The following is a 24888-nucleotide window of genomic DNA, read 5'->3' as shown; positions in this document are numbered from 1 at the left end:
CGCGTGCTGTGCGTCGTGTGCCGTGCGTCGTTTGCTGTATGCCGCGCACCGCGTCGCCGGGCGCACGCGAAGGGCCGCGCTCCCACAGGGAGAGCGCGGCCCTTCGACGCGAGGCGGTCCTACGCGTCACGCTCCGACAGCCACTCGTGGACGGCGGCCGCCGTGACGTCTCCGTTGCCCTCCAGCATCGTGTAGTGGTTGCCCGGCACGTCGATCGCGTCGTGGGGCAGCGGCCAGGCCGACTGCCACTGCTCGGCCGGGGGCTGCTCCTCGCCCGGTTCGATGCCGTAGCACTCCGAGGCGCGCACCAGCAGGGTCGGGGTCGCGATCTCCTTCGGCTGCCAGTGCTCGAACATTCCGAAGTACGCGGCCATCGCGGTGAGCCGGGTCCCCGTCATCTGGCCGAAGTCCTTCTCCAGCTCCAGGGCCTTCGACTCCATGACCGGCACGATGTAGGAGGTGGCGTCGTAGCCGGCCAGGTAGCTGTCGATCAGCACCAGACCCTGCGGGGCCCGGCCCCGGCTCTCCAGCCTGGCCGTCACCTCATGGGCGATCCGGCCGCCCGAAGAGCGTCCCGCGAGCACGAACGGCTCGTCGCCCACCAGCTCCTCGATGAGTCGTACGGCGTACTCCGCGGCGGCGTCCACGTCGACGGCGACCGGCTGACCGGTGACGAAGCCCGGCAGCATCAGGGACCACACGTCGCGCACGCCGCGCAACGGCGCGGCCATGCTGACCAGTTCCTGATTGCTCGCCCACACCGACTGCGACGGGAACCCGATGATCTTCGGGTGCGGTGTTCCCTCACCGAGCCGGACGAGGGTCGGTCCGTTGCGGATCTCGTCCGGCTCGGAGAAGTTCGCCCTCAGGTCGACCGAGTTCCGCAGCACGCTGTGGCCGAGGTCGAGCCGGCCCAGTTCGATCGAGCGCCGGTAGAGCGCCTCCACCCCATTGATCACGGCGAGGTCCCCGGCGACGGCGGCGGCGCCCTGGGCACCGCCCGTGCTGTCGGCGCCGTCGGGGTCCTCGGCCCGCGGTGCGGTCGACGCGGTCGGCGCGCCGGTGGCAGTGCCGACGGCGCCCAACTGGTCGTTGAGCTCGGCCGCGAGCCCGATCGGTGTGGGGTGGTCGAAGACGACCGTGGACGCCAACCGCAGTCCGGTGCGCTCGCCGAGCCGGTTGCGCAGCTCGACGGAGGTGAGCGAGTCGAAGCCCAGCTCGACGAAGGCGCTGCCGTCCTGAATGGCCTCGGCCCCGCTGTGCCCGAGCACCTGGGCGACCTCGCCGCGGATCAGCTCGGTCAGCACGGCCAGCCGCTCGTCCCCGGTCGCTCCCGCCAGCCGCTCGTGCAGTTGCGAAGCGGCCCTCGCGTCCGAGCGGACGGCCCGCCGCTGCGGGGCACGCACCAGCCCGCGCAGCAGCGGAGGCACCTGCTGTTCGGCGGAGGCCCGAGCGGCCGTGGTGTTCATCCGCATCGGGACGAGCAGGGCCTCGGTGCCGGCGGCGAGGGCCTGGTCGAAGGCGTCCATGCCGGTCTCGGCGGTGAAGGGGGTGAGCCCGCCACGGGCCATCCGGGCGCGTTCGGCCCGGCCCAGGTCCGCTCCCATCCCGCCGGGCTGCTCCCACCAGCCCCAGGCCAGGGCGGTGGCGGCCAGTCCCGCTGCCCGCCGGTGTGCGGCGAGGGCGTCCAGGAAGGCGTTGGCGGCCGCGTAGTTGCCCTGCCCCTGGCTGCCGAGCAGGCCGGCGGCGGAGGAGAAGAGCACGAACTCCCGCACCGAGGTGTCCGCGGTCAGCTCGTGCAGATGCCACGCCGCGTCGGCCTTGGCCCGCAGGACCGTGTCGAACCGGTCCGGGGTGAGCGATTCGACCGTGCCGTCCGCCAGCACACCCGCGGTGTGCACGACGCCGGTCAGCGGCTGCTCGGCCGGGATGTCGCCCAGCAGCGTGGCCAGGGCGTCGCGGTCGGAGACGTCGCAGGCCACGATCGTGGTGTCGGCGCCGAGTTCGGTCAGCTCGGCCAGCAGCCCGGCCGCTCCCGGGGCGTTCTCCCCGCTGCGGCTGGCCAGGACCAGGTGCCGGACGCCGTGTGCGGCGACGAGATGACGGGCTGCCACCGCGCCGAGCGCTCCGGTGCCGCCGGTGACCAGCACGGTGCCGTCGGGGCCGAAGCCCGGGGAGATCTCCGGCGCGCGGGTGTGCCGGGCCAGCCTGGGTGCGCTCGCGGCGCCCGCACGCAGGGCGAGTTGTGGTTCGCCGGTGCCCAGTGCCTGGGGGAGCGCCCGGTACGACGCGGGGTCGTCGTCGAGGTCGACGAGGACGATCCGGCCCGGGTGCTCGGACTGCGCTGTCCGCACCAGGCCCCAGACGGCCGAGGCCGCCAGGTCCTCGATCCGGTCCCGTCCGGCGGCCGGGACCGCGTCTCGGGTCAGCAGGACCAGCTGCGAGCCCATGAGACGGGTGTCGGCGAGCCAGTGCCGGAGCACCTCGTGGACCCGCCGGACGAGCTCATGGGTGGCCGTGACGACGCCGCCCTGGTCACCGCCGAAGCAGGACATCGCCACCACCGGCGGGGCGGGCCTGCCCGATGCCACGGTGTCGGTCAGGGACTGCGGGTCCAGGTACGGCGTCCCGGTGAGGCCGGCCTCGACGAGGCGCGGGCGGATCTCCAGCGGGTCGAAGCCGAGCATCGCCCACTCCCCGGAGACGGCGTGGGATCCGAGGGACACCGGGGCCCATGTCACGTCGAACAGCACGTCCTGCTGCGGAGCGGAGGCGGTGAACTGCTCCAGCGCCGGGTCGCGCATGGCCAGTGAGTCGATCGTGGCGACCGCCAGCCCGGCGTCGTCGGTCACGGTGACGGACACCTCGTTGCGTCCCGTGGGGGCCAGATGGACCCGGGCGACCGCGGCATGGGTGGCGTGCAGCCGGACTCCCGTCCAGGCGAAGGGCATGCCGCCCTTGATGGGCTCTCGGTCGGCGGTACCGCCGAGGATGCCCAGCGCGAGGGGCTGAAGGGCCGCGTCCAGCAGGGCCGGGTGCACACCGAAGCCGCTGTCCGTGTCGCCCGCCTCGTCCGGGAGCCGGACCTCCGCGAACAGCTCGCCGTCCTTGCTCCACAGGGCCCGCAGCCCCTGGAAGACCGGCCCGTAGGCGAATCCGGCCTCGGCCGTGTCCCGGTAGAAGTCGTCGATCGCGATCTCCGTGGCGCCGGCGGGCGGCCACACCTGGACCGGTTCCGTGGCGGGTTCCGCTCCCCCGTGCTCGGCCAGTACGCCGGTCGCGTGCCGCAGCCACGGTTCGTCGTCGCCCGCGTCGTCGGGCCGCGAGTACAGGCCGATGCTCCGCCGGCCGGTCTCGTCGAGCCCGCCGACCATCACCTGGACCGCTCGACCGCCCTGCTCGCCCAGCACCAGCGGGGCCTCCAGGGTGAGTTCCTCGATCACCTCGCACCCCGCCTCACCGCCGACGCGCAGAGCCAGTTCCACGAACGCGGTACCGGGCAGCAGCGCGGTCCCCAGCATCGCGTGATGGGCGATCCAGGGCTGTGCAGCGAGGGAGAGCCTGCCGGTGAACAGGAAGCCGTCCGCATCGGGCAGCCGCACCCCGGCCCCGAGCAGCGGGTGTCCGGTGGCCGTGAGCCCGAGGCTCGCGGGGTCGCCGCTGCCGGTCGCGAGCGAGTCCAGCCAGTAACGCTTGTGCTGGAAGGCGTACGTCGGCAGCTGGACCCGGCGTGCGCCGGTACCGGCGAACAGCGCGGGCCAGTCGGCCGAGGCGCCGGCCGCGTACATCCGGCCGAGGGCGCGGACGGCGCAGTCGGCCTCGGAACGTTCGGGATGCAGGACGGGGACGCAGACGGCGTCGGCCCCAGTGTGATCGAGGCTCTCCTCGGCCATCGCGGTCAACGCACCGCCCGGACCCAACTCCAGGAACTTGTCCACACCCCGCCCCAGCACCGCCACCACACCATCCGCGAAACGCACCGACTCCCGGACGTGCCGCACCCAGTACTCGGGGGTGGTCAGTTCCTCGCCCGCGATCCGCCCGGACAGGTTCGACACCACCGGAACACGCGGCGCACGGAACTCCACCGAGGCCAACACCTCGGCGAACTCCGCCAGCATCGGCTCCATCCGCGCCGAATGGAACGCATGGCTCACCGCCAGCCGCTTCGTCCGCCGCCCCTGGCCGGAGAGCGTCTGCGCGAGGGCCAGCACCGGCTCCTCGTCACCGGACAGCACCAGCGAACGCGGACCGTTCACCGCCGCCACCGACACACCCACCGGCAACTCCGGCAGCTCGTCCTCCGCCGCCTGGACGGCGACCATCGCGCCCCCGGCAGGCAGCGCCTGCATCAACCGGCCCCGGGCCGCCACGATCCGGCACGCATCCGCCAACGACCACACACCCGCCACATACGCGGCCGTCAGCTCGCCGATCGAATGCCCGAGCAGGACGTCCGCCCGCACACCCCACGAACCCACCAGCTCGAACAGCGCCACCTCCAGCGCAAACAGACCCGCCTGCGTGAACACCGTCCGGTCCAACGCCTCCCCGTCCGAGAAGACGACCTCCCTCACCGGACGCTCCAACAACACATCCAGCCGCCCGCACACCTCATCGAAAGCAGCCGCGAACACCGGAAACGCCTCGTACAACTCCCGGCCCATACCGAGACGTTGAGAACCCTGACCCGAGAACAGGAACGCCGTCCCACCCTCACCGACCACCCCGCCCCCGGACAGCACCTCCAACTGGCCCAGGAAGTCGGCCTGTTCACGCCCGACGAGGACCGCCCGGTGCTCCAGCCCCGCACGCGAGGTGGCCAACGAGAAGCCCACGTCCACCGGACGCAGGTCGTGCGTGCGCAGATGCCCGGCCAGCCGCTCCGCCTGCTCCCGCAGCGCCTCCGCCGATCGCGCGGACAGGGGCCAGGGCACCAGCCCGGAACCCTCACCCGGTGCCGACTCCTGCTCCTGCTCCTGCACGACCTCCGGCGCCTGCTCCAGGATCACGTGCGCGTTGGTCCCGCTGATCCCGAACGAGGACACGCCCGCCCGACGCGGACGGTCCCCCTGCGGCCACTCCCGCGCCTCCGTCAGCAGCTCCACCGCACCCGCCGACCAGTCCACCTCGGACGTCGGCTCGTCCACATGCAGCGTCTGCGGCAGCACCCCGTGCCGCATCGCCAGCACCGACTTGATCACACCCGCCACACCCGCGGCGTACTGCGTGTGTCCGATGTTGGACTTCACCGAGCCGAGCCACAGCGGGCGGTCGGCGGGGCGGTCCTGGCCGTAGGTCGCCAGCAGCGCCTGCGCCTCGATCGGGTCGCCCAGGGCGGTCCCCGTGCCGTGCGCCTCGACCATGTCGATGTCGGACGCCGACAGGCCGGCCGAGGCCAGCGCCTGTCGGATGACGCGTTGCTGCGACGGGCCGTTCGGCGCGGTCAGGCCGTTCGAGGCACCGTCGGAGTTCACCGCCGACCCGCGCAGGACGGCCAGTACCTGACGTCCGTCGCGCACCGCGTCCGAGAGCCGCGCGACGGTCAGGATCCCGACGCCCTCGCCCCAGCCGGTGCCGTCCGCGCCGGCGGCGAACGCCTTGCAGCGGCCGTCTCCGGCCAGGCCGCCCTGCCGCGAGAACTCCACGAAGGCCCCGGGTGTGGCCATGACCGTCACACCGCCGACGAGGGCCAGGTCGCACTCGCCGCTCCGCAGCGCCTGCGCCGCCAGATGCAGTGTGACCAGCGAGGACGAGCACGCCGTGTCCACCGTCAGCGCCGGACCCTCCAGGCCCAGCGCGTAGGCGACCCGGCCCGACATGACGCTGCCCGAGGCGCCGGTGAGCGCGTAGCCGCCGCCCGCCTCGGCCGAGTTCATGAGCACCGTGGTGTATTCCTGCGGTGTGCCGCCGACGAAGACGCCGGTGCGGCTGCCGCGCAGGGCGACGGGGTCGTAGCCGGCGCGTTCCAGCGCCTCCCACGAGGTCTCGAGAAGCAGCCGCTGCTGCGGATCCATCGCCAGCGCCTCACGCGGCGAGATCCCGAAGAACGCCGCGTCGAACTCGCCCGCCTCCGCCAGGAAGGCGCCCTGCCGGGCTCCGCCGGACTCCTCGATGAAGGCGTTCATCGCCAGTCCGTGCCAGCCACGGTCGGCGGGGAAGCCCGTCATCTCGTCGCGACCCTCGACGAGCAGCCGCCACAGGTCCTCGGGGCCGCGTACCCCGCCGGGGAAGCGGCAGGCCATGCCCACGATCACGATCGGGTCGTCGTCCGTGGCCCGGAGCTCCGGCAGCGCCACTTCGGCGCCGCTGTCGAAGAGCTTCTCGTGCAGGTGTCCGGCGAGCCGGTGCGCGGTGGGGTAGTCGAAGACGATGGTGGCGGGCAGGCGCAGGCCGGTGACGGCGTTGAGCCGGTTGCGCAGCTCCATCGCGGTCAGGGAGTCGAATCCCAGGTCGCGGAACGGCTTGCCGGCCGTGATGTCGTCCGTCGTCGAGTGGGTGAGTACGGTCGCCGCTTCCGTGCGGACCAGTTCGAGGAGCCGGTCGTGCTGCTCGGGCGCGGTGAGTGCGGCCAGGGACTGCCGCAGGACGGAGTCGCCGACCGTCTCGTCGTCCGCGGGGTCGGTGCCGTCCTCGTCGAGCACACGGGCGACTTCGGGGATGTCCTCGATCAGCGGGCGGCGTCGGGCCATCGTGTACCCGGGGGCGAAACGGGCCCAGTCCATGTCGGTCACGGTCAGCGCGGTCTCGTCGTGCTCCAGCGCCTGCCGGAGCGCCTCGACGGCCAGCGCCGGATCCATCTGCCGGACCCCGCGGCGCTCCAGCTGTTCCGCGGTCCCGTCGGTCGCCATGCCGGTGTCCTTCCAGCCACCCCATGACACCGACGTCGCCACCAGCCCACGCGCCCGGCGCTCCCGGGCGAGACCGTCCAGGTACGCGTTCGCCGCCGCGTAGGCGCTGGTTCCGGCGCTGCCCCATACCGCGGCGCCGGAGGAGAAGAGGACGAACGCGTCGAGTTCCAGGCCGAGTTCGGCGGTGAGATCGTCCAGGTGACGGGCGCCGAGGGTCTTGGCCGACAGCACCTTGTCGTAGTGCTCGGGGGTGGCCGCGCCGAGTTCCGCGTAACCGGACACACCCGCGGTGTGGAAGACGGCGGTGACGGGGTGCTCGGCGAGGAGCCCCGCGAGCGCCGACCGGTCGGTCACGTCACAGGCGGCGACGGTGACTTCCGCGCCCAGTCCCCGGAGTTCCTCGGCCAGTTCGACCGCGCCCTCGGCCTGCTCACCACTGCGGCTGACCAGCAGCAGACGCTCGACGCCCTCCTTGGCCAGCCAGCGCGCCAGATGCCCGCCGACGCCGCCGGTGCCACCGGTGATCAGCGCTGTGCCCGACGGCTTCCACTGACGCTGCGGCGTCGGGTTCGCGCCGAGCGGGGCACGGACCAGCCGACGCCCGTACACACCCGACGAGCGCACGGCGACCTGGTCCTCGCCCTCACCGGCCGCCAATACGTTGACCAGCGAGGACGCCACCCGCCCGTCCCACACCTCGGGAACGTCCACCAGACCGCCCCAGCCGCCCGGCTGCTCCAGCCCGACCACCTGACCCAGCGCCCACACCTGCGACTGCACCGCGGACACCGGATCGTCCGCGCTCACGGCGGCAGCACCCCGCGTCAGCACCCACAGCGGCACCGCGCTCTCCCCATGCGCCTGCACCAGACGCAGCGTCGACTCCAGAGCGGCCTCTTCGTCCCAGGCCAGCAGCGACACCACACCCGACACGTCGGCGAGCGCCGCACCGTCGAGACCCTCCCGCACGAACACCTCCGCACCGGCCGCCTCCAGCGCCCCCCGGACCTCGTCGACGGGCGCGCCACCACCAGGGCTCACCACCAGCCACGTCCCCGACAACCGCCCGGCCGAAGGGACCGTCACCGAACGCCACACCGTCCGATAACGCCACGAGTCCAGCACCGACCGCTCCTGACGCCCCCGACGCCAAGCCGACAACGCCGGCACCACCGGCTCCCACACACCCGGCGCCGAACCGTCCACAAGCGCCGCGACACCCTCGGCGTCCACCCGCTCCACCGCACCCCAGAACGCCGCGTCCACCGGATCGACGGCACCCTCCGCGCCGGGGGGCACCATCGTGTCCTCGATCCAGTAGTGCTGGTGCTGGAAGGCGTACGTCGGCAGATCCACCCGCCGCGCACCACTGCCCGCGTACAACAGCGACCAGTCCACCGCAGCACCCGCGACATAGGCCTCCGCCAGCGACGTCAGAAGACGCGTCACACCGCCGTCGTCACGCCGCAACGAACCCACGGCAGCTCCAGCGCCGGACGCGTTCTCCAGCGTCTCCTGGATCGCCATCGCCAGGACCGGGTGCGGGCTGGACTCGACGAAGACCTGGTGCTCCTGTTCGGCGAGCATCCGGATCACCGGCTCGAACAGCACCCGCTCACGCAGATTCCGCACCCAGTACCCAGCGTCCAGACCGGCGGTGTCCAACCGCTCACCCGACACCGTCGAATAGAAGGCCACGGACGACGACTGCGGCCGGATGTCCGCCAGTTCGGCGAGGAGGTCGTCGTTGAGGGCGTCGACCTGCGCGGAGTGCGAGGCGTAGTCGACGGCGATACGACGCGCCCGCACCCCGTCCGACTCACACCCGGCCAGCAGCTCGTCCAACGCCTCCGGCTCACCCGACACCACCACCGACGACGGCCCGTTCACCGCCGCCACCCCGACCCGGCCCTCGAACCGCGCCAGCCGCTCCTCCGCCTCCACCACCGGAAGCGCCACCGACACCATCCCGCCCCTGCCGGACAACTTCTCCAGCACCAGACGCGACCGCACCGCCACCACCCGGGCACCGTCTTCGAGCGACAGTCCGCCCGCCACGCACGCCGCAGCCACCTCGCCCTGCGAATGACCCACCACCGCCGCCGGCTCCACACCGAACGACCGCCACACCGCAGCCAACGACACCATCACCGCCCACAACACCGGCTGCACGACATCCACCCGAGACCACAACGGATCGTCCCCGTCCCGGAACACCACATCCCGCAACGACCACCCCACAAACGGACTCAACGCCCGCCCGCACTCCTCCATCCGCGCCCCGAACACCGGAGACGCATCCCACAGCTCACGCCCCATCCCCACCCACTGCGACCCCTGACCCGGAAACACGAAGACAGCACCCGTGCCGGCCTCACCGGTACCGCGGACGAGGCCGGGCACGTCGAGTCCGTCGGCCAGGGCGGTCAGTGCTGCGGGCCGGTCCTCGCCCTTCTCGGTGAACAGCACCGCGCGGTGGGCGAGCGTGGAGCGGCTCGTCAGCAGGGAGTGGCCCACGTCGGCGGCCGCGAGTCCGGGGTGGGCGTCGAGGTGGGCCCGCAGCCGTGCGGCCTGTTCGCGCAGGGCGACCTCGGTGTTGCCGGAGATCAGCCAGGGCAGCGGGACGGGCCTGGTGGTGAAGGGGGGCTCTGTTCCGGCGTCCGGCCGCGCCCCAGCCGGCTGCGGCTGCGGCTCCGGCTCTGGCTCTGGCTCTGGCTCCGGTTCCGGGGCCTGTTCGAGGATCACGTGGGCGTTGGTGCCGCTGATGCCGAACGAGGACACGCCCGCTCGCCGGGGGCGTCCGGTGTCCGGCCAGTCCCGCGCCTCCGTCAGGAGTTCCACCGCGCCCGCCGACCACTCCACCTGGCTGCTCGGCTTGCCCACGTGCAGCGTCTTGGGCAGCACGCCGTGCTGCAGCGCCAGCACGCTCTTGATGACACCGGCGACGCCGGAGACGGCCTGGGTGTGCGCGATGTTCGACTTCAGCGAGCCGAGCCACAGCGGTCGGCCGTCGTGCCGGTCCTGGCCGTAGGTGTTGAGCAGGGCCTGCGCCTCGATCGGGTCGCCGAGGGTCGTGCCCGTGCCGTGCGCCTCGACCATGTCGACGTCCGCGAGGCTCAGCCCCGCGTTGGCGACCGCCTGCCGGATCACCCGCTGCTGCGCCGGACCGTTCGGCGCGCTCAGACCGTTCGACGCACCGTCCTGGTTCACCGCCGAGCCGCGGATCACCGCGAGGACCGGGTGGTCGTTGCGGCGCGCGTCGGCGAGGCGTTCCAGGAGGACGACGGCGACGCCCTCGCCCCAGCCGATGCCGTCGGCGTCGTCGGAGAAGGCCTTGCAGCGGCCGTCCGCCGCCAGGCCGCGCTGCCGGGCGAAGGTCACGAAGGCGGACGAGGTGGCCATCACGGCGACGCCGCCGGCCAGCGCCAGTGAGCAGTCGCCCTGCCGGAGTGACTGTGCGGCGGAGTGCAGCGCGACGAGGGAGGAGGAGCAGGCGGTGTCGATCGTGACGGCGGGGCCCTCCAGGCCCAGGACGTAGGAGACGCGGCCGGACATGATGCTCGCCGAGCCGCCGGTGATGGCGTATCCCTGGTCGGTCGGCGAGTTCATCAGCTTGACGGTGTGCTCGATGGCCGTGCCGCCGACGAAGACGCCGGTCCGGCTGCCCTGTAGCGAGTGCGGGTCGATCCCGGCCCGTTCCAGCGCCTCCCACGAGGTCTCCAGCAGCAGCCGCTGCTGGGGGTCCATGGTCAGGGCCTCACGGGGTGAGATCCCGAAGAAGCCGGCGTCGAAGTCGCCCGCCCCGTCCAGGAACGCGCCCTCTCGGGTGTACGTCGTGCCCGGCCGGTCGGGGTCGCTGTCGAAGAGCGAGGAGAGGTCCCAGCCCCGGTCGTCGGGGAAGCCGCTGACTCCGTCGGCGCCGTCCACCACCATCTGCCACAGCTGCTCCGGCGAGTCGACCCCGCCGGGCAGCCGGCAGGCCATGCCCACGATGGCGAGTGGTTCGCGCGCCCGGTCCTGGCTGTCCTTGAGCTGCTGACGGGTCTGCTGCAGTTCGGCCGTGACCCTGCGCAGATAGGTACGGAGTTTGTCCTCGGTCATCGTGAAACCCCACTCTGGAGCAGTTGAAAGCCCGGCAGATACCTGTTCAGCCTGTTCAGGACACGCCTAGGTCGCGGTCGATGAAGTCGAAGATCTCGTCGTCCGTGGCGGCTTCGAGATCGGTGGCGCCGTCCTTCTCAGCGGTGCTGAGCTGGGCGATGAGGTCGCGAAGGTGGTCGGCGATGTCCTCGCGGGCCTGCGGATCCGGTGCGACGCTGTCGAGCGCCTCGCTGATCCGGGTCAGCTCCCGCCTGATGTCGAGAACGTCGGCGATCCCCGGCAGGCGGCCCTCCTGCGCGAGCTCCGTGAGCAGGAGATCGGTGATGCGCTGGGGGTTGGGGTGGTCGAAGACGAGGGTCGCGGGCAGTCGCAGACCGGTGGCCTTCGACAGCCGGTTGCGCAGCTCCATCGCGGTCAGCGAGTCGAAGCCCAGCTCCTTGAACGCCCTGCCCGGCGTGATCTCCGCCGTCGACCCGTGGGCCAGCACCTGCGCGGCCTCACCGCGCACCAGACCCAGCAGCAACGCCTGCTGCTCCGACTCCGCCAACCCGGCCAGTCGGCCGCGCAGATCGGCACCGGCCTCGGCCGCGGCCTCCGGAGCGTCCCCGAGGGTGTCGGCCTCGCGCAGGATCCGGGCGACTTCGGGGATGTCCTCGATCAGCGGGCGACGACGGGCCATCGTGTATCCCGGCGTGAACAGCGCCCAGTCCAGGTCGGCCACCGTCACCGACACCTCGTCCTGCTCCAGCGCCTGCCGCAACGCCCGAACGGCCGACTCCGGCTCCAGCAGACCCACACCACGACGCGCCAACTGCTCAGCGTTCCCGTCAGCCGCCATCGCGGTGCCCTTCCAGCCACCCCACGACACCGACGAACCCGTCAGGCCACGCGCCCGACGCTCCCGGATCAGACCCTCCAGATAGCCGCCCGCAGCCGCGTTCGCACCGTTGCCCGCACTCCCCCACACCGCAGCGCCCGTGGAGAACACCACGAACGCGTCCAGCGACAGACCGGACGTCAGGTCGTCCAGGTGACGCGCCCCCAGAACACGGGCCCCCATCTGGTCCTCGAGACCGGCCGCGTCGAGTTCGGCCAAGGGGCCGTGGACGGCGATCCCGGCAGTGTGGAAGACCGCGCTGAGGGGATGCTCGGCCGGGATCCCGGCGAGCAGTTCCGCGAGCGCCGCCCGGTCGGTCACGTCACACGCGGCGACGGCGACCTCAGCGCCCAACCCGCGCAGTTCTTCCGCGAGTTCGGCATTCCCGCCGCTCCGGCTGACCAGCAGCAGACGCTCGGCGCCCTCCTCGGCCAGCCAGCGCGCCACCTGCCCGCCGACGCCGCCCGTGGCACCCGTGACCAGGACGGTTCCCCGCGGGTTCCACTCCCGTACCGGCGCCGCGTTCGCGCCCAGTGGGGCACGGACCAGCCGACGCCCGTACACACCCGACGACCGAACGGCGACCTGGTCCTCGTCGGCGGCGGCGGCCAGCACGCCGGCCAGCGAGGACGCCACCCGCTCGTCCCACGCCTCGGGAACGTCCACCAGACCGCCCCAGCCACCAGGCTGCTCCAGCCCGGCGATCTGACCCAGCGCCCAGACCTGCGTCTGCACCGCGGACACCGGATCGCCCTCATGCACCGCGGCAGCGCCCCGTGTCAGCACCCACAGCGGCACCGCACTGTCGCCATGGGCCTGCACCAGCCGCAGCGTCGACCGCACCGCGGACTCTTCGTCCCAGGCCAGCAGCGACACCACACCCGACAGGTCGGCGAGTGCCGCACCGTCGAGATCCTCCCGCACGGACACCTCCGCACCGGCCGCTTCCAGCGCCCCCCGAACCTCGTCGACCGGCGCGCCACCACCAGGGCTCACCACCAGCCACGTCCCCGACAAGCGGGTGCCGGGGCGCAGGGCGTTCGCGCGCCAAGTGGTGCGGTAGCGCCACGAGTCGAGTGTCATCTGCTTGCGACGGCCCTTGCGCCAGGCCGACAGCGTGGGCAGCCAGGCCTCTGCCGCAGCGCCGGCATCGGAGACGTCGAGCACTCCGGCGAGATCGGACAGGTCCTCGCGCTCCACGGCGTCCCAGAACGCGGCCTCGGTGTCGTCCGCCGTCGCGTCCTGGATCTCACCTCCGACGGAGACACCTTCGAGCCAGTAGCGCTGGTGCTGGAAGGCGTACGTCGGCAGATCCACCCGCCGCGCACCGCTCCCCGCATACAGCACCGACCAGTCCACCGGCGCACCCGCGACATACGCCTCCGCCAGCGAGGTCAGGAAGCGCTCCGCACCACCGTCCTCCCGCCGCAACGACCCCACCACAGAGCCGCCCACGCTCTCCAGCGACTCCTGGATCGCCATCGCGAGGACCGGGTGCGGACTCGACTCCACGAAGACCGCACTGCCCCGGTCCACCAGCGTCCGGATCACCGGCTCGAACAGCACCCGCTCACGCAGGTTCCGCACCCAGTACCCAGCGTCCAGACCGGCGGTGTCCAACCGCTCACCCGACACCGTCGAGTAGAACGCCACCGACGACGACACCGGCCGGATGTCGGCCAGTTCGGCGAGAAGGTCGTCGTTGAGCGCGTCGACCTGCGCGGAGTGCGAGGCGTAGTCGACGGCGATGCGACGCGCCCGCACCCCGTCCGACTCGCACCCGGCGAGCAGCTCGTCCAACGCGTCCGGCTCACCCGACACCACTACTGACGTAGGCCCGTTGACCGCGGCGATCCCGACACGCCCGCCGAAGCGCGCCAGCCGCTCCTCCGCCTCCGCGACCGGAAGCGCCACCGACACCATCCCGCCCCTGCCGGACAACTTCTCCAACACCAGACGCGACCGCACCGCCACCACCCGCGCACCGTCTTCGAGGGACAGCCCGCCGGCCACGCACGCAGCCGCCACCTCACCCTGCGAATGACCCACCACCGCCGCCGGCTCCACACCGAACGACCGCCACACCGCCGCCAGCGACACCATCACCGCCCACAACACCGGCTGGACGACATCCACCCGAGACCACAACGGATCCGCCCCGTCCCGGAACACCACATCCCGCAACGACCACCCCACATGCGGCGACAGCGCACGCTCACACGCCACCATCGACTCCCCGAACACCGGCGAGACGTCCCACAACTCACGCCCCATCCCCACCCACTGCGACCCCTGACCGGGGAAGACGAAGACAGCACGGCTGTCGGCGGTGGCGGCGCCGGAGACGACGCCGGGGGCCGAGCCCTGTGCCGTGAGCCCGCGCAGACCGTCGAGCACGCCCGGCGCGTCGCGGCCGAGCACCACGGCTCGGTGTTCCAGGCCGGCCCGCGTGGTCGCCAGGGAGAACGCCACGTCGGTGAGATCGAGGCCGGGGTCGCGCTGCACCAGGCCGGACAGGCGCTCGGCCTGGCCGCGCAGGGCCGCGTTCGAGCGGCCGGAGATCACCCACGGGACGACCGGTGTCGTGAGTGCGGGTGCCGTCGGGCGGTCGGTGTCGGGCCGGGCGGGGGTTTCCTCGGGCGCGGGCGCCTCTTCGATGATCACGTGGGCGTTGGTGCCGCTGATCCCGAACGAGGACACGCCCGCTCGCCGGGGGCGTTCCGTCTGCGGCCACTCCCGTGCCTCGGTCAGGAGTTCCACCGCGCCCGCGGACCAGTCGACCTTGGGCGTCGGCTCGTCCACGTTCAGGGTCTTGGGCAGTACGCCGTTGCGCAGCGCGAGTACGGACTTGATGACGCCCGCGACGCCGGCGGCCGCGCCCGTGTGCCCGATGTTGGACTTGACGGAGCCCAGCCACAGGGGCCGGTCGGCCGGACGTTCCTGGCCGTAGGTGTTGAGCAGTGCCTGCGCCTCGATCGGGTCGCCGAGGGTGGTGCCGGTGCCGTGCGCCTCGACCATGTCGACGTCGGCGAGGGTCAGGCCGGCGTTGGCGACCGCCTGCCGGATCACCCGCTGCTGCGAAGGGCCGTTCGGGGCGCTCAGGCCGTTCGACGCGCCGTCCTGGTTGATCGCCGAACCGCGGATCACGGCCAGCACCTCGTGCCCGTTGCGACGGGCGTCAGACAGCCGTTCCAGGACGATCATGCCGACGCCCTCGCCCCAGCCGATGCCGTCCGCGGCGGCCGCGAAGGCCTTGGTGCGGCCGTCGGCCGACAGTCCGCCGAGCGTGTCGAACTCGGCGAACGCGCCGGGCGTGGCCATCAGACCGACGCCGCCGGTCAGCGCGAGACCGCACTCGCCGCCGCGCAGCGCCTGGGCGGCGAGGTGCAGGGCGACCAGCGAGGACGAGCACGCCGTGTCCACGCTGACGGCGGGCCCTTCCAGGCCCAGGGTGTAGGAGACCCGGCCCGACATCACACTGCCGGAGGAGCTGGTGACGGCGTAGCCCTGGCTGGCGGGCGAGTTCATCAGCAGTGCGCCGTACTCGACGGCCGTGCCGCCGACGAAGACTCCGGTGTCACTGCCGCGCAGCGACTTGGGGTCGATGCCGGTCCGCTCGACGGCCTCCCAGGCGATCTCCAGCAGCAGCCGCTGCTGCGGGTCCATGGTCACCGCCTCACGCGGCGAGATCCCGAAGAAGCCGGCGTCGAAGTCGCCCGCCTCGTGCAGAAAGCCGGCGGGGCGGAGGCTGGCGAGGTTCCACCGGTCCCAGCCTCGGTAGGACGGGAAGTCGGACAGCCCCTCCCTGTTCTCGGCCATCACCTGCCACAGGTCTTCCGGGGAGGCCACTCCGCCCGAGTAGCGGCACGCCATGCCGACGACTGCCAGCGGTTCGTCGGACGTCGTGCGTACGACGAGATCGGCCCGCACGGGGTCGGCACCGGCGCCGACGAGTTCGTCGCGCAGGTGGGCGGCGAGCTGTCGCGGGTTGGGGTAGTCGAAGACCAGGGTGGCGGGCAGGCGCAGCCCGGTGGCCGTGTGGAGGAGGTTGCGCAGCTCCATCGCGGTCAGCGAGTCGAAGCCGAGTTCCTTGAAGGGCCGTTCCGGTGTGATGTCGGCCGGCGAGGCGTGGGCCACGACACGGACGGCCTCACCTCGCACCAGGTCCATGAGCACGTCGAGTTGCTCGGTGCTGCCGAGTCCCGCGAGCTCGGTCCGCAGGGCGGCGCCGGCCGAGTCGTCGTCGGGGCCGGCGGCGGAGTCCTCGCGCAGTGCGCGGGCGACCTCGGGGATGTCCTCGATCAGCGGGCGGCGCCGGGCCATCGTGTATCCCGGCGTGAACAGCGCCCAGTCCATGTCGGTCACGGTCAGCGCGGTCTCGTCGTGCTCCAGCGCCTGCCGGAGCGCCTCGACGGCCAGCGCCGGGTCCATCGGCCGGACACCGCGCCGCGCCAGCTGCTGGGCGGTCTCCTCGGTCGCCATGCCGGTGTCCTTCCAGCCACCCCACGACACCGAGGTCGCCGCCAGACCGCGCGCCCGGCGCTCCCGGGCCAGACCGTCCAGATAGGCGTTGGCCGCGGCGTACCCGCCGTTTCCGGCGCTCCCCCATATCGCGGCGCCTGAGGAGAAGAGGACGAACGCGTCGAGTTCCAGGCCGAGTTCGGCGGTCAGCTCGTCCAGGTGACGGGCGCCGAGGGTCTTCGCGGCCATCTGGGCTTCCAGGTCCGCGACGTCGAGCTCGCGTACGGGGCCGTAGCTCGCGATTCCGGCCGTGTGGAAGACGGAGGTCACGGGATGCGCGGCGAGCAGCTCCGCCAGGGCGTCCCGGTCGGCCACGTCACAGGCGGCGATGGCGACCTCGGCCCCCGACCCGCGCAGTTCCTCGGCCAGTTCGGTCGCACCTTCGGCCTGCTCACCGCTGCGGCTGACGAGCAGCAGACGCTCGACGCCCTCCTTCGCGAGCCAGCGCGCCAGGTGGCCGCCGACTCCGCCGGTGCCGCCGGTGATCAGCGCTGTGCCCGAGGGGCTCCACGTCCGGGTCGGGGTCGCGGCGGTTCCCAGCGGGGCGCGGACGAGCCGACGCCCGTAGACGCCCGACGAGCGCACGGCAACCTGGTCCTCGCCCTCCCCGGCCGCCAGCACAGCGGCCAGCGAGGACGCCACCCGCTCGTCCCACACCTCGGGGACGTCGACCAGACCGCCCCAGGCGGCGGGCTGCTCCAGGCCCACGATCTGGCCCAGCGCCCAGACCTGCATCTGGATCGCGGACACCGGATCGTCCGCACCCACGGCGGCGGCGCCCCGCGTCAGCACCCACAACGGAGCTTCCAGCTCCGCATCGGCCAGAGCCTGGACCAACTCCACCGACGCGGCCGGCGCCCGCTCCTCGTCCCAGGCGAGCAGCGACACCACACCCGACACGTCCGCCGACTCGACCGCGTCCAACTCCTCGCATACGGACACCTCCGCGCCCGCCGCGACCAACGCCTCCCGGACCTCGTCGACCGGCGCGCCTGCACCGCGCGCCACGACCAGCCACGTCCCCGACAGACGGCCCGTCGCAGGGACAGTCACCGAACGCCACACCGTCCGATAACGCCACGAGTCCAGCACCGACCGCTCCTGACGCCCCCGACGCCAAGCCGACAACGCCGGCACCACCGGCTCCCACACACCCGCATCCCCATCAGCGACCAACGCGGCCACACCCGCCGCATCCGCCCGCTCCACCGCACCCCAGAACGCCGCATCCACCGGATCGACGGCGCTCCCCGTACCCGGGGCGGAGGCGTCCTCCAGCCAGTAACGCTGGTGCTGGAAGGCGTAGGTGGGCAGCTCGACCGTGCGTGCGCCGGTGCCGGCGAACAGCGTCGACCAGTTGACCGGCGCGCCCGCGACATAGGCCTCGGCCAGCGAGGTCAGGAGACGATCCACACCTCCGTCGTCACGCCGCAGCGAGCCCACGACAGCGCCGGACGCGCTCTCCAGCGTCTCCTGGATCGCCATCGCGAGGACCGGATGCGGGCTGGACTCCACGAAGACCTGGTGCTCCTGTTCGGCGAGCATCCGGATCACCGGCTCGAACAGCACCCGCTCACGAAGGTTCCGCACCCAATACGCAGCGTCCAGACCGGCGGTGTCCAACCGCTCACCCGACACCGTCGAATAGAAGGCCACGGACGACGACTGCGGCCGGATGTCCGCCAGTTCGGCGAGAAGGTCGTCGTTGAGGGCGTCCACCTGCGCGGAGTGCGAGGCGTAGTCGACGGCGATACGACGCGCCCGCACCCCGTCCGACTCACACCCGGCCAGCAGCTCGTCCAACGCGTCCGGCTCACCCGACACCACTACTGAGGTAGGCCCGTTGACGGCGGCGATCCCGACCCGGCCGTCGAAGCGTTCGAGCCGCTCCTCCGCTTCGGCGACGGGAAGCGCCACCGACACCATCCCGCCCCTGCCGGACAACTTCTCCAGCACCAGACGCGACCGCACCGCCACCACCCGGGCACCGTCTTCGAGGGACAGCCCGCCGGCCACACACGCGGCCGCCACCTCGCCCTGCGAATGACCCACCACCGCCGCCGGCTCCACACCGAACGACCGCCACACCGCCGCCAGCGACACCATCACCGCCCACAGCACCGGCTGGACGACATCCACCCGAGACCACAACGGATCATCACCGTCCCGGAACACCACATCCCGCAACGACCACCCCACAAACGGCGACAGCGCACGCTCACACGCCACCATCGACTCCCCGAACACCGGCGAGACGTCCCACAACTCACGCCCCATACCGACCCACTGCGACCCCTGACCCGGGAACACGAACACGGCTCCGGCGTCGGTGGCCCGGCCCGTCACCACGCCTGCCCCCAAGGTGCCTTCGGCCACCGAGCGCAGCCCCGCGAGCAGCTCCTCCCGGTCGCTCCCGAGGACCACGGCCCGCTGCTCGAACGCCGACCGCGTCCCCGTCAGCGAGAACGCCACGTCCGCCGGGCTCAGTTCGGGCTGCTCGCCAAGACGTTCCAGCAGCTGCCGGGCCTGTGCCCGCAACGCCGTCTCGCCGCGTCCGGAGACCACCCACGGCACCGGCCCGGAGACCTCGCCCCGATGGTCCGCCGACTCCGCCTTCGGGGCTTCCTCGATGATCATGTGCGCGTTGGTGCCGCTGATCCCGAACGACGACACGGCCGCACGCCGCGGACGTCCCGTCTCCGGCCAGTCACGCGCCTCCGTCAGGAGTTCCACCGCGCCCGCCGACCAGTCGACCTTCGGCGTCGGCTCGTCGATGTGCAGGGTCTTCGGCAACACCCCGTGCCGCAGGGCGAGTACGGACTTGATGACGCCCGCCACGCCCGCCGCCGCTCCCGTGTGCCCGAAGTTGGACTTCACGGAGCCCAGCCAGAGCGGCCGGTCGGCGGGGCGGTCCTGGCCGTAGGTGTTGAGCAGGGCCTGCGCCTCGATCGGGTCGCCCAGCGTGGTGCCCGTACCGTGCGCCTCCAGCATGTCGACGTCCGCGGCGGACAGGCCGGCGTTCGCCAGGGCCTGGCGGATCACCCGCTGCTGCGACGGACCGTTCGGCGCGCTCAGACCGTTCGACGCGCCGTCCTGGTTGATCGCCGAACCTCGGACCACCGCCAGCACCTCGTGCCCGTTGCGACGGGCGTCCGACAGCCGTTCCAGCACGACCATGCCGATGCCCTCGCCCCAGCCGGTGCCGTCCGCGGAGGCGGCGAAGGCCTTGCAGCGGCCGTCGCCGGCCATACCGCCCAAGGTGTCGAACCCGAGGAACGCGCCCGGCGTGGCCATGATGGTCACACCGCCCGCGATCGCCAGGTCGCACTCGCCGTTGTTCAGGGACTGCGCGGCCAGGTGCAGGGCGACCAGCGAGGACGAGCACGCCGTGTCCACCGTGACCGCGGGCCCTTCCAGACCCAGGACGTAGGAGACACGGCCGGACATCACACTGCCGAGCGCACCGGTCATGCCGTAGCCGCTGGCGGCCTCGGTCGAGCCCATCAGCACGGCGGGGTAGTCCTGTGGACCACCGCCGACGAAGACTCCGGTGGCGCTGTTCCTCAGCGACCAGGGGTCCATGCCGGCCCGTTCGACGGCCTCCCAGGACACCTCCAGCAGCAGCCGCTGCTGGGGGTCCATGGTCACCGCCTCACGCGGCGAGATCCCGAAGAAGCCGGCGTCGAACTCCCCGGCCTCGTGCAGGAATCCGGCCTGACCGGTCGCGGGCGCGCCCCAGCGGTCCCAGCCACGGTCGGTGGGGAAGTCCGACAGCTCGTCGCGGCCTTCGGCGATCAGCCGCCACAGATCCTCGGCGTTGCGAACGCCACCGGGGTAACGGCATGCCATGCCGACGATCGCGAGCGGTTCGTCGTCCGTCGGCCGGGTCGCCGTCGCCACGGTGCCGGATCCCGGCAGACCGTCGACGAGCTCCGTGCGCAACAGCGAAGCCAGTTGCTGCGGGTTGGGGTAGTCGAAGACGAGGGTCGCGGGCAGCAGGAGACCGGTGGCCTTCGACAGCCGGTTGCGCAGCTCCATCGCCGTCAGCGAGTCGAAGCCCAGCTCCTTGAACGCCCTGCCCGGCGTGATCTCCGCCGTCGACCCGTGGGCCAGCACCTGCGCGGCCTCACCGCGCACCAACCCCAGCAGCAACGCCTGCTGCTCCGACTCCGCCAACCCGGCCAGCCGGTCGCGCAGTCCCCTGCCCGCCGCGTCCTGGGCCGCATCGGTCTCGGTGGCCTCGCTCAGTGCCTGGGCGGCCTCGGGGATGTCCTCGATCAGCGGGCGACGACGGGCCATCGTGTACCCCGGCGTGAACAGCGCCCAGTCCAGGTCGGCCACCGTCAGCACGGTCTCGTCGTGCTCCAGCGCCTGCCGCAACGCCCGAACGGCCGACTCCGGCTCCAGCAGACCCACGCCACGACGTGCCAGCTGCTCCGCCGTCTCCCCCACCGCCATCGCCGTACCGCGCCAGCCACCCCACGACACCGCCGAACCCGTCAGGCCACGCGCCCGACGGCCCCGGATCAGACCCTCCAGGTAGCCGCCCGCAGCCGCGTTCGCACCGTTGCCCGCACTCCCCCACACCGCGGCGCCCGTGGAGAACACCACGAACGCATCCAGCACCAGGCCGAGTTCACCGGTCACCTCGTCCAGGTGACGCGCTCCCGTCACACGGGCTGAGAGCACCTCCGTGAAGTGCTCGGGGGTGGCGGTGCCGAGCTCCGCGTAGTCGGCCACACCTGCCGCATGGAAGATCGAGGTGACGGGGTGCTCGGCGAGAAGCTCCGCGAGCGCCGACCGGTCGGTCACGTCACACGCGGCGACGGTGACCTCCGCGCCCAGTCTCCGGAGTTCATCGGCCAGTTCGACCGCGCCCTCGGCCTGCTCACCACTGCGGCTGACCAGCAGCAGACGCTCGACGCCCTCCTTCGCCAGCCAACGCGCCAGATGCCCGCCGACTCCGCCCGTGCCACCGGTGATCAGCGCTGTGCCCGACGGACTCCACTCCCGCACCGGAACCGGGCTCGCACCGAGCGGGGCACGGACGAGCCGACGTCCGTACACACCCGACGAGCGCACGGCGACCTGGTCCTCGCCCTCACCGGCCGCCAGCACAGCGGCCAGCGAGGACGCCACCCGCCCGTCCCACACCTCGGGAACGTCCACCAGACCGCCCCAGCCGCCCGGCTGCTCCAGCCCGACCACCTGACCCAGCGCCCACACCTGCGACTGCACCGCGGACACCGGATCGTCCGCGCTCACGGCGGCAGCACCCCGCGTCAGCACCCACAACGGCACCGCACTGTCGCCATGGGTCTGCACCAGCCGAACCGTCGACTCCAACGCCGATTCCTCGTCCCAGGCGAGCAGGGACACCACGCCCGACACGTCCGCCGGCGCGACCGCGTCCAGCTCCTCGCATACGGACACCTCCGCGCCCGCCGCGACCAACGCCTCCCGGACCTCGTCGACCGGAGCGCCTGCACCGCGCGCCACGACCAGCCACGTCCCCGACAGACGGCCCGTCGCAGGGACCGTCACCGAACGCCACACCGTCCGATAACGCCACGAGTCCAACACCGACCGCTCCTGACGCCCCCGACGCCAAGCCGACAACGCCGGCACCACCGGCTCCCACGCCTCCACGTCGCCATCGGCGACCAACGCGGCCACACCCGCCGCATCCGCCCGCTCCACCGCACCCCAGAACGCCGCATCCACCGGATCGAGGGAATCGCGCTGACCGGGCAGCGTGACATCGTCGAGCCAGTAGCGCTGGTGCTGGAAGGCGTACGTCGGCAGATCCACCCGCCGCGCACCACTGCCCGCGTACAACAACGACCAGTCCACCGCAGCGCCCGCGACATACGCCTCCGCCAGCGAGGTCAGGAGACGCGTCGCGCCACCGTTGTCACGCCGCAACGAACCGACCGCCACCACCGGCCGATCCGCAGCCTCACCGGTCTCCTGAACCGCCATCGCCAACACCGGGTGCGGACTCGACTCGACGAAGACCGCACTGCCCCGGTCCACCAGCGTCCGGATCACCGGCTCGAACAGCACCCGCTCCCGCAGATTCCGCACCCAATACGCAGCATCCAGCCCCGCCGTGTCCAACCGCTCACCCGACACCGTCGAATAGAACGCCACGGACGACGACACCGGCCGGATCTCGGCCAGTTCGGCGAGAAGGTCGTCGTTCAGGGCGTCGACCTGCGCGGAGTGCGAGGCGTAGTCGACGGCGATCCGACGCGCCCGCACCCCGTCCGACTCGCACCCGGCCAGCAACTCGTCCAGCGCCTCCGGCTCACCCGACACCACCACCGAAGACGGCCCGTTCACCGCCGCCACCCCGACCCGGCCCCCGAACCGCGCCAGCCGCTCCTCCGCCTCCGCGACCGGAAGCGCCACCGACACCATCCCGCCCCTGCCGGACAGCTTCTCCAGCACCAGACGCGAACGCACCGCCACCACCCGGGCACCGTCCTCCAACGACAGCCCGCCCGCCACACACGCCGCAGCCACCTCACCCTGCGAATGACCCACCACCGCCGCCGGCTCCACACCGAACGACCGCCACACCGCAGCCAACGACACCATCACCGCCCACAACACCGGCTGCACCACATCCACCCGAGACCACAACGGATCCGCCCCGTCCCGGAACACCACATCCCGCAACGACCAGTCCACATGCGGCGACAGCGCACGCTCACACGCCACCATCGACTCCCCGAACACCGGAGACGCATCCCACAGCTCACGCCCCATCCCCACCCACTGCGACCCCTGACCCGGAAAAACGAACACCACACCACCGTCGGCAGACGCCCGCCCGCTCACCACACCCGCACCCGGCGCCCCCTCCGCCACCGACCGCAACCCCGCCAACAACTCCTCCCGGCCACCCCCCAACACCACCGCCCGCTCCTCGAACACCGACCGCGACCCCGCCAACGACACACCCACATCCACCGGGGACAGCTCAGCCGTGCGCGCCACGTGCGCGGTCAGTCGTGCCGCCTGTTCCCGCAGTGCCGCCTCGCCGCGTGCCGAGACCACCCACGGCACGGGGCCGCCCTCGAGTGCGGGACGCCCCTCGGCCCCCTGCCCCTCCATGGGCTCGGCTTCCGGGGCCTGTTCGAGGATGACGTGGGCGTTGGTGCCGCTGATGCCGAACGAGGACACGCCCGCTCGCCGGGGGCGTCCGGTGTCCGGCCAGTCCCGTGCCTCGGTCAGGAGTTCCACCGCGCCCGCCGACCAGTCGACCTCGGGGGTCGGCTCGTCCACGTGCAGGGTCTTGGGCAGCACGCCGTGCTGGAGGGCGAGTACGGCCTTGATCACTCCGGAGATGCCGGCGGCGGCCTGGGTGTGGCCGATGTTCGACTTCAGGGTGCCGAGCCAGAGGGGTCGGCCGTCGTGCCGTTCCCGGCCGTAGGTGGCGAGGAGCGCTTCGGCCTCGATGGGGTCGCCGAGGGTGGTGCCGGTGCCGTGCGCCTCGACCATGTCGACGTCCGCGGCGGACAGGCCGGCGTTGGCCAGCGCCTGGCGGATGACCCGTTGCTGCGAGGGGCCGTTGGGTGCGCTCAGGCCGTTCGACGCGCCGTCCTGGTTCACCGCCGAGCCGCGGATCACGGCGAGGACGGGGTTGCCGTCGCGGCGGGCGTCGGACAGGCGCTGGAGGGCGAGGACGCCGGCGCCCTCGCCCCAGCCGGTGCCGTCCGCGGAGGCGGCGAAGGCCTTGCAGCGGCCGTCGCCGGCCGATCCGCCGGTCGCCGAGAACTCGGCGAAGATCGAGGGGGTGATGAGGACGAGCACGCCGCCGGCGAGGGCGAGGTCGCATTCGCCGGTGCGCAGCGACTTGATCGCGAGGTGCAGGGCGACGAGCGAGGAGGAGCACGCCGTGTCCACCGTGACGGCGGGCCCCTCCAGGCCGAGCACATAGGAGATGCGGCCGGACAGGACGCTGCCGGGGGCGCCGGTCAGCGCGTAGCCTCCCGCGCCCTCGGCCGAGTTCATCACGAGCGCGCCGTACTCCTGCGGGGCGCCGCCGACGAACACGCCGGTGCGGCTGCCTTTGAGGGTGCTCGGGGCGATGCCGGCGCGTTCCAGGGCCTCCCAGGAGGTCTCCAGGAGCAGCCGCTGCTGCGGGTCCATGGCCATGGCCTCGCGCGGCGAGATCCGGAAGAAGGCGGGGTCGAAGTCGCCCGCGTCGTGGAGGAAGGCGCCGGTCTTGGCGGTGGGGACGTCCCAGTTCTCCCAGCCGCGGTCGACGGGGAAGCCGGACATGGCGTCACGGCCTTCGGCGATGAGCTGCCACAGTCCTTCGGTGTCGCGGACTCCGCCGGGGTAGCGGCAGCCGATGCCCACGACGGCCAGGGGCTCCGACGAGGCCGCGCTGAGCCGCTGGTTCTGGGTGCGCAGCCGCTCGTTCTCCAGCAGCGAGGCCCGCAGCGCGTCGACGACCTCCGACATGGAACTGCTCATGCTCAACTCCCACTCACGTGATTCGTCAATGCGCAAGGACAGGCCTGT

Annotated in this window: 2 protein-coding genes; both read right to left on the bottom strand. The window is 72.4% G+C overall.

The annotated features are described in order from the left end of the window. Nucleotides 1-119: 119 nt before the first annotated feature. A complete protein-coding gene (locus tag ACWD4O_RS34860; RefSeq protein WP_451286140.1) occupies nt 120-10952 on the bottom strand; it encodes a type I polyketide synthase in 10833 nt (3610 codons plus the stop codon). A 55-nt stretch (nt 10953-11007) separates the two neighbouring features. After that, nucleotides 11008-24840, bottom strand: coding sequence for a type I polyketide synthase (locus tag ACWD4O_RS34855; protein ID WP_451286138.1), 13833 nt, complete (start codon nt 24838-24840; stop codon nt 11008-11010). Between the last annotated feature and the right edge of the window lie 48 nt (nt 24841-24888).

The sequence above is a fragment of the Streptomyces sp. NPDC002623 genome (assembly GCF_053592635.1).
The sequence above is the reverse complement of the archived record's forward strand: the minus strand, read 5'-3'. Positions and strand labels throughout refer to the sequence as shown.